This is a genomic window from Prevotella sp., assembly GCF_051059605.1.
In the GTDB taxonomy this organism is placed as follows: Bacteria; Bacteroidota; Bacteroidia; order Bacteroidales; family Bacteroidaceae; genus Prevotella.
The window spans coordinates 1,324,942-1,337,314 of sequence record NZ_CP050883.1 but is presented as its reverse complement, the minus strand read 5'-3'; the positions used below and the strand labels follow the sequence as shown (position 1 = coordinate 1,337,314).

The 12,373-nt window shown below is 35.3% G+C and carries 12 protein-coding genes; 7 read left to right on the top strand and 5 right to left on the bottom strand.

Going from position 1 to position 12,373, the window contains the following annotated elements:
• Nucleotides 1-20 precede the first annotated feature (20 nt).
• Both HEQ28_RS05510 and HEQ28_RS05505 read right to left on the bottom strand, forming a co-directional pair.
• A complete protein-coding gene (locus tag HEQ28_RS05510; protein WP_434504160.1) occupies nucleotides 21-620 on the bottom strand; it encodes an aminotransferase class IV family protein in 600 nt (199 codons plus the stop codon).
• The gene (locus HEQ28_RS05505; protein ID WP_434504159.1) at nucleotides 586-1,575 is read right to left on the bottom strand and encodes an aminodeoxychorismate synthase component I; all 990 of its coding nucleotides are present in this window, start codon (nucleotides 1,573-1,575) and stop codon (nucleotides 586-588) included. Before HEQ28_RS05505 ends, HEQ28_RS05510 begins: the two co-directional genes overlap by 35 nt.
• Before the next feature lie 270 nt (nucleotides 1,576-1,845).
• Between HEQ28_RS05505 and HEQ28_RS05500 the strand changes: the two genes are divergently transcribed.
• Nucleotides 1,846-3,861, top strand: coding sequence for a patatin-like phospholipase family protein (locus tag HEQ28_RS05500; RefSeq protein ID WP_434504428.1), 2,016 nt, complete (start codon nucleotides 1,846-1,848; stop codon nucleotides 3,859-3,861).
• A 40-nt stretch (nucleotides 3,862-3,901) separates the two neighbouring features.
• On the opposite strand, the gene HEQ28_RS05495 is transcribed toward HEQ28_RS05500, so the two are convergent.
• The 3 genes from HEQ28_RS05495 to HEQ28_RS05485 are packed head-to-tail and all read right to left on the bottom strand — an operon-like array spanning nucleotide 3,902 to nucleotide 6,389.
• Complete coding sequence (locus tag HEQ28_RS05495; RefSeq protein ID WP_434504158.1) at nucleotides 3,902-5,146, bottom strand: outer membrane beta-barrel protein; 1,245 nt, start codon at nucleotides 5,144-5,146, stop codon at nucleotides 3,902-3,904.
• Between the two features lies 1 nt (nucleotide 5,147).
• The gene (locus tag HEQ28_RS05490) at nucleotides 5,148-5,708 is read right to left on the bottom strand and encodes an RNA polymerase sigma factor (RefSeq protein WP_434504157.1); all 561 of its coding nucleotides are present in this window, start codon (nucleotides 5,706-5,708) and stop codon (nucleotides 5,148-5,150) included.
• A gap of 3 nt (nucleotides 5,709-5,711) precedes the next feature.
• Nucleotides 5,712-6,389: a NigD-like protein gene (locus tag HEQ28_RS05485; protein ID WP_434504156.1), complete on the bottom strand. Its 678-nt coding sequence runs from the start codon at nucleotides 6,387-6,389 to the stop codon at nucleotides 5,712-5,714.
• A gap of 239 nt (nucleotides 6,390-6,628) precedes the next feature.
• On the opposite strand from HEQ28_RS05485, the gene HEQ28_RS05480 reads away from it, so the two are divergent.
• The 6 genes from HEQ28_RS05480 (at nucleotide 6,629) to HEQ28_RS05455 (ending at nucleotide 12,369) form a co-directional block, all read left to right on the top strand.
• Complete coding sequence (locus HEQ28_RS05480; RefSeq protein ID WP_018463384.1) at nucleotides 6,629-6,907, top strand: LysO family transporter; 279 nt, start codon at nucleotides 6,629-6,631, stop codon at nucleotides 6,905-6,907.
• Nucleotides 6,904-7,530 (top strand): lysine exporter LysO family protein, encoded by a 627-nt coding sequence (locus HEQ28_RS05475; protein ID WP_434504155.1) that lies wholly within the window; start codon nucleotides 6,904-6,906, stop codon nucleotides 7,528-7,530. The genes HEQ28_RS05480 and HEQ28_RS05475 overlap by 4 nt, the downstream gene beginning before the upstream one ends.
• Before the next feature lie 1,291 nt (nucleotides 7,531-8,821).
• Entirely contained in the window at nucleotides 8,822-9,910 is a 1,089-nt protein-coding gene (locus HEQ28_RS05470; RefSeq protein WP_434504154.1) for an FMN-binding protein, read from the top strand.
• 1 nt (nucleotide 9,911) lies between these two features.
• Complete coding sequence (locus HEQ28_RS05465; RefSeq protein WP_434504153.1) at nucleotides 9,912-10,544, top strand: HAD family hydrolase; 633 nt, start codon at nucleotides 9,912-9,914, stop codon at nucleotides 10,542-10,544.
• 436 nt (nucleotides 10,545-10,980) lie between these two features.
• Nucleotides 10,981-11,850 carry a M48 family metallopeptidase gene (locus HEQ28_RS05460; RefSeq protein ID WP_434504152.1) on the top strand — a complete coding sequence of 290 codons (870 nt, stop codon included), beginning with the start codon at nucleotides 10,981-10,983 and terminating at the stop codon, nucleotides 11,848-11,850.
• A gap of 72 nt (nucleotides 11,851-11,922) precedes the next feature.
• A complete protein-coding gene (locus HEQ28_RS05455) occupies nucleotides 11,923-12,369 on the top strand; it encodes an NfeD family protein (protein WP_434504151.1) in 447 nt (148 codons plus the stop codon).
• Nucleotides 12,370-12,373: the final 4 nt, after the last annotated feature.

The following is a 12,373-nucleotide window of genomic DNA, read 5'->3' as shown; positions in this document are numbered from 1 at the left end:
AAGTAGGCAACTATATTTCATTATAATGATAATGTATCTTTGTTTATAGGTATTTCTATATCTCCAAAATCAATCATGGCATTAAACAGTCGTATAGCCCTGTATTCAAAGATATCCTTTTCATTTATATCCTTTTCTTTAATAATATTCTTATTTATTAGATAGGCTCGTTTTGTTCCTTTAAGTAGAGGATGCTTAGGTGTGTACCAAGTGTTTCCATCAAATAGGGCAATATTTGTAAAAGAGGTATCTGTAATGAGGCTGTTTTTAGAAATGATGATTTCATCATATAACCCTTTCTTTTCAACAAGTTTGTTTATAGCAGAACGGTCTGTGCTTTTGAAACTATATTCTATATGCTTGTCTGTAACAATCTTTAGTGTTTTTATATTGCGCATAGAGTATTTAGAATATGATATATCCTCAATACCATTTTCTCCATATACAACTCTTACTTTTATAATGCCATTGCTCTCTTGGGGAGTAATATATTTGTTAAGGTCTATATTTTCTTCCGTTTGCCAAAAGTGATGTCGTGTATTATTTAACCTGTTATTATGGTAATCAATATTGCAGGCACAACCATTAATCATCTTTATCGTCTCTACAAATTGGTACATATATTTTTTGTTTTATTTCGTTATATTCCTTGTTGCAATCACTTTTTGAAGTTATTCCTCCACCTGTTTTGAAGACATATCCATCTCCCTTTTTCTCAATGAATCTTATCATTACGGCACTATCAATATTTCCGTTGATGCATATTCCCATTGTTCCGGTGTAGAAGCCACGTTGATAGTCTTCCGCTTCTGCGATTATATCTACAGTTTTTTTCTTAGGTGCTCCTGTAATAGAACCAGCCGGAAGCTGTGATTCAATAATGTCTCCTATGTGTTGTCTGTAGTCATCTGATAGCTGTCCACTGATTTGAGAACTAGTCTGTATGATTTTTCCCGTATTGTTTGATATATAGTCTATATATCTGTATTTGTCAACTCTCACATCTGTTGCAATCTTACTTAGATCGTTACGTATCAAATCTACTATTGTTGCATGTTCTGCACTTTCTTTGGCATCAGAAAGTAATATGCTTTCTGCGTCAGGGTTTGTGGCATCTGCAGTACCCTTCATCGGAAAAGAATATATTCTTCTGTTATTTATCTTTATGAATGATTCTGGTGAGAAACAAACTAATTTGTCTTTTATCAGAATACGATATTTGGCTTTAGAATTTTTGAAGATATACTCCATAGACATATTTGTTTTTACAGGTACACAACATGTGTAGTTTGCAAGATAACTATTGCCAGCCATGATGTTTTTTCTTACGATGTTAAAGCCTTTGGCATAACTTTCTATAGTTGGCATGTCTATATTCCATGTAATATCGCGTTCATTTTTTATAGCTGATGATGAGACGTTTGTAATACCGTTGAAGTCATATATTATCTCTGTATCGTTTATTTCTTCAAGCGATTTTATGATAGCTTCATCCCCTTTATAGTTGATAACAAAAAGAAATGGCACATTTTGTTGTCCCAGTTTGTTTATGTAATCAATATATTCTTGTTTCATTCTTAATATGCTATGTTCTTGATAATTCTTCTATACAAAAAACTATACAGTGCTAGTTTCTTGCAAAAATAAAGATAATTATCTGAACAACCAAATGCTTTCTGGATATTTATGTGAGTATCTTTGAGTTGTCTTACTATTAGTAACAAATGCAGTTACTGTAAAATATTTATATAATATTTGGCGATGTCATGCCTTTGATGTAACTTAGCAACCAAATCCAGTAGAAATATGAAAATAGGTAGATTTGTATATAGAGTGGAACTCGTGATGTTATTATTTACTTGTTGTTCCATTACAGAAAATATTTATGCCGATAACGGCAGAAAGAAAGTAGCTGTGGTACTTTCAGGAGGTGGTGCAAAGGGAATGGCACATATTGGTGTGCTGAAAGTTATTCAGAAAGCCGGTATTCCAGTGGACATTGTCACTGGAACATCTATGGGTAGTATTGTAGGAGGATTGTATAGTGTTGGTTGGAACGCAAACGAACTTGATTCTCTTGTGCGTAGGCAGGATTGGATGTTCCTTCTTTCAGACCGTGATGATTATTATTCTCAGAATCTATTGAATCGTGAAAAGCAGAATACATATTTTATTTCTAAAACACTAACCGCAAAAAAGAAAAATATTTCTGGTGGAGGAGGATTTATACAGGGTATAAATCTATCCAAACTTTTCACTCGTCTTACTGCTGGATACAATGATTCTCTGAATTTCAACAAACTTCCTATTCCTTTTGCATGTGTTGCAACTAATATTGTTGATAACACCGAATATGATTTTCATAGCGGTGTGCTGGCTGACGCGATGCGTACAAGTATGTCAATCCCTTATGCCTTTACTCCAATAAGGAGGGATGCTATGATGCTTGTTGATGGTGGTTTACGCAATAACTATCCGGCAGATGTTGCAAAAAGTATGGGAGCTGATTATATCATAGGTTCAACGGTACAAAGCAAACCAAAGACTGCCGACGAACTTACAACCGGAGCGGCTGTTCTTACTCAGGTCATTGACATTAATTGTAAGAACAAATATGATGATAATATTGCAATAACAGATATTCCCATACGTGTTAATACATCAGGTTATGGTCCTGCCAGTTTTTCAGATGTTGCTATTGATTCGCTTATACAACGTGGTGAACAAGCAGCTATGGCACATTGGGATGAGTTGATGGCTCTGAAGCGTAAGTTGGGGTATCCTGATGATTATATGCCTAAATACCTCCATGCTAGTGATGAGGCAAAGGTTCCCGTTGATTTCGCCAATAAAACTGTTGATAGCAGACCTCCTCATGATGTAATACAGGGAAATCTTGGTGTTAGATTTGATACTGAGGAAATTGTGGCTTTGCAGATTAATGGTGTTTACAAGTCATCTTTGAAGCCTCTTGATATAGAAGCCACTTTACGACTTGGACAGCGTATTATGGCTAATGCCCAAGCAATACTTACACCTAAGAAGAATATTAAAATAGGATTTGGATATACTTTCCACTATGATGATATAGATATTTATAATCATGGTAACAACGACTATAATATAAAATTCAATCATCATCAGGTGGGACTGAATATTATGGGAGTTAATATGAAAAACCTTATATTGGATTTAAGCGCACATTTTGATTATTACAACTATCGCAACATGCTTGTATCTGGAGAGGCATTTGGCAATAATGTGATGCTTCGTGATGACCATTTCTTTAGTTATCATACCAAATTGCATTATGATTCAGAGAATACGGGTATTTTCCCAACACGTGGAGCAAAGTTCAATGCAGAGTATGCTTATTTCACAGATAACTTCACAAAATATAAGAACCATCTTGGTTTTAGTGAATTAAGCGCAATGTGGCGAATCTCATTTGCTCTTAACAGTCGTTTCACGTTGCAGCCAATGGCTTATGGACGTTTACTCTTTGGAAGTGATATTCCATATATACGTCAAAATGTAATTGGTGGTCAGTGGTTTGGGCATTACTTTGAACAACAGTTGCCTTTCGTAGGAGTAGGGAATGTGGAATTAACGGATCCTCATTTTATTGCTATGCAGTTGAAGGCGCAACAGCGTTTGGGAACAAATAACTATATTTTGTTTCATATAGCAGCAGCACAGCATGGTGACAAACTTAGAAATATATTAGATAAGGGACCTATGCTTGGTTATCAGTTGGGATATTATTATAAGACGATGTTGGGACCTTTAGGTGCTAATTTGGAGTACTCAAATAAAACAGATTGTATACACTTTTATATAAATCTTGGTTTTGAGTTTTAAGTAAATGGGGAAGATAAATTGCTTTATCCTCCCCATTTTTCTATTTATTTATATTTATTCTGATTCCTATATTAAGATTGAAGTTAAAAGGATTTTCTGTATATATGTTTGTTATATCACTTCCGTTCTTAAAATGATAGCTTATACCTGGTTCAGCATATAAACTTAACGATTTGTCAGCTTTATATTCTATACCCGCTGCTGCGTTTGTAGAAAACAAAAGTCTGTTACTCTTTATGTTTTCAGTTGTAGAATATGTTTCTGTTCCATTAGCGTCGTAAGTTGTCTTAGCTTTGCCGTTGACGAGTTTTTCGGCTTCTCCACCTGCTGTTGCATATATGTTTATGGCGTTGTTGTGCCAAATGCTATAGCTTGCCGATAGTGGTAGACCTACATAATGCAGCTTTTGCTCCTTTATGTTCTTTTCTCCACGACTGTTTATGGTAAAGTCCGATGAAAGGTAACTATAAGTGAAACCCGTCTGTAAACTCCATCTGTCATTAATCTTATAATTTATGGATACACCAAGTTTAATAGGTTGGTGATGTTTGGTTTCCGTTGTAAGTTCATTGTTTGAATATACGGCATAATACTTATTGTCGTTAATCATTTTATCAGAACTATCTCCATAATAGTATGCATTAGCCAACATTACTCCATTTTGTGAATTGCTGTAACCATTCATTATCCCAGAGTAGTATGTGGACACTCTTATTTCTGTGTCATGATTCTTACTGTGATGATATTCATACTTATAGTCATTATATACCCGTTCTGTATAGTTTTTATTACTTGATGTCTTTTTCTGGGACGTGTCTTTTTCTTTTTCTTTTGTTGTCGTCTCTTGGGCAATAAGGGCTTCTTTATTAATAGATGCGTCTTTATTTATATCTGTATCTTCTGGTGTTAATCCAATTTCTCTCTTTACTTCATTTGAAATCCTTTGTATTATGTTTCCGTTTTTCTTATAATTCAATAAATCGTCCTCACTTTTCTTTTCGATCTCATTTACTTGTTTTCCTTTGTTATTATCTGCAATTTTAATATCATCATTGTTATTATAATAGTTTTTATAGTTATATAGAATAAAGGCTAAAGATATTGCTGCTACAGCTATCACCGAACGCAATGTCCACATAGATACAGTGTTTGCTTTTTTTGAGCGTGTAGGAGCAATGCCACGACGTTCCATCTCTTTCTTGATGTCGTCGAGCAGACCTTCCGGGGCTTTTCTGTTGCCGTCCCTTATTCGGTCTTTGATATCGTTAATCCATTGATCCTTCATTTTATTCTTTTTTTAATCTGTAGTCCTTTATCATCTTGGCAAGTTGTTTCTTTGCCTTGTGAAATTGAGATGCTGATGAATCAGCTTTTATATTAAGTATCTTAGCTATTTCCTTATGACTTTTTCCTTCAATAACGAAAAGATTGAATACTGTTCTGTAGCCGTCAGGAAGCTTTCTTATCATATTTGTCAGTACCTCTTCGTTTAGGTTGCCTATTTCTGGCTCTTCATCTTGAATGTCAGGTGGTTCTTTTTCTATATTTACAATTGGTGAATTTTTTTTCTTCCTTATGCATTGTAACGATTCGTTAATCACAATTCGTGTAATCCATGCACGCAGCGAACCATTTCCCCTATAATTGAATTCTCCTATCTTTGAGAATATTTTTATAAAACTTTCCTGAAGTACATCTTTAAGTTCGTCATCGTCAGGTATATATCTGGCACAGACAGCGGTTAGATAATCGGCATATTCTGAATATAGGCAGTCCATAGCCGAAGCATCACCTCGTCTGAATAGTTTTATTATATGTTTTTCCTTGTCTGTGCCGAATATATACATATATTATTTAGATGTTGATCTTGAGCGGTATTTGAATTTTGCGGTCTTTTCTCCACTGAATGAGTTCCATTTCACAGTAAGATCTACAGTTTTACCTTCTGTATTGGGTAATGAGTCTAGCTTGAATGCTATTAGTCCGTCTTTCAATATACCACTTTTATCTCCGTTTGCATTGTGATGCAATACTACTTCATAAGGGTTGCTTCCTTTCACAAGGTTTAATTCATGAGTGATGTTGTAGCCGAAATATGTACGGAAACGCAATGTGAGATACCCGTCTTCAACAACTGTCACCCAGTCTTTCACTATTTCCACAGGGTCAGTTCCGTATTTAGTGTCGTTGTTTGTTCCTAAATCGGCAGCCATGTTTTTTGTGCGTATACTGTCTATCCAGTTTACATAAACAGAATTTATGTTACTACTGTTTACTTTATTATAATTCACAAGAGCACGTACTTCCTTGTCACCATATGGTGGCTTAGTAATGTTACTTGGATACAGTTTGGTACTGTCGTCAAGCTGTAGCATAAGCTTACCTCCTTCGTTCTTTACAGTTACTATAGCAGAAGGATATTGCATACTGTAGTTGTTATCGTCGTTGTCGTCGTCTAGACAAGACTGTAAAACAGGCATTGTCGATGCCAAAAGCAATAATGTGGCAATAAATTTAATATGTTTCATAACTAAAAAGTATTTGGTTTATTACACACTCTAAATGTACATATAGTATATACCTTGCCTGAAAGAATGTTTTTTTCTTTTTGCAAAGATAATAATATTACTGTTAATAGCAATTTATTACTCTTGATATAGGTCAATTAAATATGTAACACAAAGATTTCGTTTAAAATATGTATAAATATACTTTGCAAATTAAATGAATTTTTATACCTTTGCAACTCTTAAAAGAAAGTTTATAAATGTTTAGAATATTATTCTTATTGTTTCTAGGTATTGGAATAGGATATTTAATGCGTAATGTGCGTGGAATAAGGCATGTGGAAAAGACCACAAGGCTTACTATATTTGCATTATTGTTTGTCTTTGGTATAACAATAGGTTCAAACCATGCATTATTGAATAATATTGCTTACTTCGGTTGGCAGGCTGTTGTAATAGCAGTCTTTGGTATCGTCGGAAGTTTCGGCGCATCATATTTGTTTAATCGGGTATTGACAAGGAAAGGAAAGCAAAAATGAAAGAAAATTTATTGTTATTAGTGTCGTTGTTGTTAGGAATTACCATTGGTGCTTTTGATTTAGCGCCCATATGGTTGCATAACGCATCGTTGCCTATGATTATTCTTTCGTTGCTTGTTCTTCAAGTTGGAATGGGAGTTGGCAGTATGGATAATCTTGGCAGAATGATACGCTCTATTCACTGGCAGATGTTCTTGTTACCGGCATGCACAATTGCAGGAACTTTACTTTTTACTTCATTGGCTTTTTTATTTTTCAGTAATCATAAACTTGGTGATATAATGGCAATTGGTAGTGGATTTGGTTATTATTCATTATCATCAGTGCTTATTGCCCAGATGAAGACTATTACTGTTGGACCTGCTCAGGCTACCCAATTAGCTACAATTGCATTATTGGCAAATGTGGTAAGAGAGCTTCTTGCGTTGTTTGGTTGCAAATATTTTACGAGAAAAGGTAGCTGTTTTGCTGCTATATCTATTGCCGGAATAAACTCAATGGATGTTTGTCTTCCGTCAATATTACGAGCAGCCAATGATAAGACGTTGGTTCCTGTTGCTGTCTTTCATGGAATAATTCTTGAAATAAGTATACCAATGCTTATTGCTTTTTTCTGTCAGTAAATGGCTTGGTGGAGAAAAAAGCAGAAGGCATCAATGATAAGATAAGAGTGATGTAAAGAAATGCATTTGGTCTCAACGACGAAAAGTATTTCAAACTTAGGCTATATGCTCTTCATGATAGTAGCATCTCTCAAAATGTCTGATGAACCTAATTTGGATGTTTAGAGCCTAGATTTCTTCGTGATAATTTAATTTTTCAATATTTAGGATGTCTTCCCTGCTTTTTGGTGTGTTTTTAGCTACGTAGCTACGGCATCTCTCACAAAGCCTATAAACACTGGGAAAAAAAATACGTAGCTAGGTTAATTTAGCTTCGGTGAGCTACGTTTTAGCTACGTTATCTATTTCTACTTATATAATGTACGTGCATACACGTGCGCACCTAGGGTTTTGAGAAATATAAGTGTCGAAGTGTCAACTTAATGAATATCAATATTTTATCGACCAATTTGACTAAATAAAGTGACGGTGATCTAACGGTCAAATATCGAGTTTCGCATGCGTTTCTATATAGAAACGCAACTAGTTCCATATAGAAACGCAAACGTTTCTACGACGTTTTACCTCCTATTGCTTCGTAAAACGCAGTGCAATATAACGTAAAACGCACTGTAAAACATCGTAAAACGCATCGAAATTCTTCGTAAAGTACAAGGCAATATGAGGAAAATCTTTACCCATATTTTACCGACGAATGACCGACACTTCATTCGAACAGAAAAGAGTTCTAATAAGTTGATTCTCAACGGATAGACACTTCGACACTTGTTTTTACGAAAAAGCCTGAGTGTGCGCATATGTGCGCACGTGTATTACAATGTGTAGCTCCAAGTATTTAAAACTTTGGCTAACAGTCTAACCTTAATCTGATTGCATAGACAAAAATTTTGCAGTATCTTTGCCAAGGATTCAGCGGAATTCAGCAGAACATTTAAACAAGCTTGGAAATTCTGTTATCGTTTACTGAATCTATTTTCACATCCTCAGTTCCTCAGATGCAGCAAACAGTTCTTTGATAAATTCACTCTTCGAATACATTTCATCCTTAAAACAACACAAATTGACGTAGCTAGAACGTAGCTAGACGTAGCTAAATCCTGCAAGCTACGTTCTGTAAAGCTCTGTTTATAGGCTTTTTAGGGAGATGCCGTAGCTACGTAGCTAGAAAAAAATAAAAACGTATGAGGACTTCTTTATTAATTATGCCAATATTTATTAAAATGGTAGAGTGGTGAAGACGTTACTGTTATTTTATTAGTAGTTTTGCACATGAAAAAAATAAAGTAAAGAAATGAAGAATAAGAATTATAAGCAATTGTTAGCTCTTGGTACATGTCTAATCGCACTTGCTGTAGTTGCTGTTGTGCGTGACGGCAAGGTTTGGGGACATAAGATGAGCATGGCAAATAAAGAAATTGTCGATAAAGGTGGAAAAGTAAATCCGATGAGCTCATTGCCTGATGGAACAGTGATAATTAATACTTCATCGTTAGCTAAAGATGTCAATGGATACGGCGGTAATGTGCCATTGGAGATATATCTGAAAGATGGAAAGGTCGTTAAGATAAAGGCATTAAAGAACTCAGAAACTCCTGAATTCTTTGCAAGGGCATCAAAATTGCTTACTGCATGGAATGGTAAGACTGTTGATGATGCTCAGAAAATGCAAGTAGATGGTATGAGTGGTGCTACATATTCGTCACGTGGCATTTTAGGTAATGTTCAACGTGGATTGCAATACGCTGCTAAAAACGCAGTGAAGCCATCTCCTTTTGATAATATGGACCTTAGTGCAAAGAATATTGCTGGACTTGTAGTTGTGCTTATGGGAGCTATAATACCACTGTTCTATCGCAAAAAGAAATATCGCACAGTGCAACTCGTTCTTAATGTTGTCGTATTGGGATTCTGGTGTGGTACCTTCATTTCTTATTCACTAATGGTTGGATATATGTCAACAGGTATTAATATATGGATTTCAATTATACCGATAATAATGCTAATAACGGCATTTGTTTATCCTCTTTTTGGCAAGAGAAGCCATTATTGTACATATATATGTCCGTGTGGCTCTTTACAGGAGCTTGCTGGAAGGATGAATAAGCGCAATAAGTTAAAGATGAAACCAGAAACAGTAAAGATGCTTGGTAAGTTTAGAGAAATATTGTGGGCTGTACTAATGATGATGATGCTTATTGGCGTAGGTTTCGAATGGATGAATTATGAGATTTTCTCAGCCTTTATTATTGCCAGTGCATCAGCAACAGTATTGGTGCTTGCAGCCTTATTCATGGTATTATCTGTTTTTGTGCCACGCCCATATTGTCGTTTCGTTTGTCCTACCGGTACATTATTTAAAGTTGCGCAAAACTCAAAATGATATGATAAAACTTATTTTATTTGATTTAGGTGGAGTTATCTATACCAGTGATCGTGACGAATCTGTGAAAAGATTTTCCGCACTTGGATTGGACAATGCTGATTCACGTCTTAACGCCTATACACAGACTGGAATATTTGGAGATTTGGAAAATGGGAAAATCACAGACAAAGAGTTCCTTGAGGCTTTGGGAAAAGACATTGGCCATGAAATTAGTTGGAACGATTGTAGGCATGCCTGGCTTGGATATGTTGCTGATTTACCAGAAAGAAATATAATACTTCTTGAGACTCTGCGAAAACAAGGTTACAGACTAGCTTTAGCTAGTAACACAAATGAGTTTATGATGTCGTGGACTTGCAGCAATGAGTTTGACGGAAAAGGAAACAGCATAAAGCATTATATGGATGAACTTTATGTGAGTTATAAAATAGGTGCACTGAAACCCTCCAAACGCTTTTTTGAGTATATTCTTGAAAAGGAAAATGTGAAGCCTGAGGAAACTCTGTTTATTGATGATAGTTCAAATAATGTGGATGCTGCAAAAAGTATGGGTATCAATACCATACACGCTCTCAACGGTGAGGACTGGGCAAAAGATGTTTTATACGTGTGTGCGCACACAAATATTTGATTTAGGTCAAGAAAACGATGCAATAATGATTTAAATCCTATTTATTCTTGGAATGTATTCAAATCATTCATACCTTTGCATCAACAAAAGGTTAATAGATTGTTTAGGTTTTTAGTTATTAGGTTTAAAGATTGTGATTCGGAATGGTATTAGATTTAAGGTAAAGATTCAAGATTGTAGGATAACCGAGAGCGAAAGCGTCGCTCTACATAGAAATTTCAAATCACAAAATATAGCAGTTTTGGAAGTGATTCCGGAACTGTTTTTTTTTGTTGTTAGAAATCTCACGAATAGTATTGTCACTATTAATTGAATAATCCAAAATGCAATGATAGCTTTGATTACTTATATAATTAGCAAATAAAATAGGTTTTATTTTGTGCTTTATTCAAAATACTATATATTTGCAGTTAAAATTTATAATCAATTAAAGAAAATGAAAAGAATCAAGTTCATATTGTTTCTTGTTGTCATATTAATCTTATCAGCTTGTGGTACAACACAAACTGTACCAATAACCGGGCGCAAACACAATTTACTCTTTTCTGATTCTGAAATACTCAGTTATAGTAGCCAGGAGTATTCAAAATATATGCAAAGCGCCAAGAAATCAACTGATGCTACTAGCACAGCTATGGTTCAGCGCGTTGGAAAGCGATTGGCTGCAGCTGTTAATACATATCTGAAAAATAACAATATGGCTTCCGAAATACAAAACTATTCATGGGAGTTTAATCTTGTCGCCGACAAAGAGGTTAATGCCTTCTGTATGCCGGGTGGTAAGATTGTTGTTTATGAAGGTCTGCTACCTGTTACGCAGAATGAGGCTTCTCTTGCTATTGTCCTAGGACATGAAATAGCTCATGCTGTAGCTAAGCACAGTGCTGAACAGATGTCAAAGAAAGCACGTCAACAATATGGAACTATGGCATTGGGAACTATACTTAATTCTGCAGTAGGAAGCGGAGCGGGAGATCTTGCGTCTGGAGTAGCGGGAGAATATTTTTCTTTCCGTAATTTGAAATATAGTAGAGATAACGAGAGTGAAGCTGATTACATGGGATTGATATTTGCAGCCATGGCTGGTTACAATCCTGAGGTTGCTGTACCTTTCTGGAAGAGAATGGCAGAGCAGGGTGGAAGCAGTAATAAAAACGACTTATTCAGTGATCATCCCTCTGATTCAAAGCGTATTGCTGCAATAGAGACACTTTTACCTAACGCCTTGAAATATTATCAGGCATCAGGCTATGTTAACAATAATAACGTTGTAAAGAAGCCAACACGTAAATCAATAAAGAAATAATATTCGTTACCTTTACTTTGAATTATATACATTGTGAGGGTGGCATATTAATATAATAAATAATTTAATGCTATGATAGAATTTATTACAAGTAATTTATGGGTGTTTTGGGCAATCGTGATGTTTGGTTGTCTGATACTTGAATTAAGTTCCGGAGACTTCTTCGTAACATGCTTTGCTATAGGAGCTTTTGTTTCTATATTTACGTCGTTAGTCTTGCCGTTTTGGGCTCAAGTCTTGATTTGGGCTTTTTGCTCAATATTGAGTATACGATTAATTCGTCCTCGTTTGATGGAACGATTGCACAAAGGCGGTGAAAATAGAGTAAGTAATATTGATGCACTGATAGGCAGAGTGGGTGTGGTCATAGAGTCTATAGAACCTGATGGAAGTGGATATGTAAAAATAGACGGAGACGAATGGAAAGCCGTTAGTAATGTAACGGAGCCAATATCTAAAGGACAGAAAGTGGAAGTAATAGGCCAGGAGTCTATTATTGTAACAGTAAAACCAGTTTAATCAT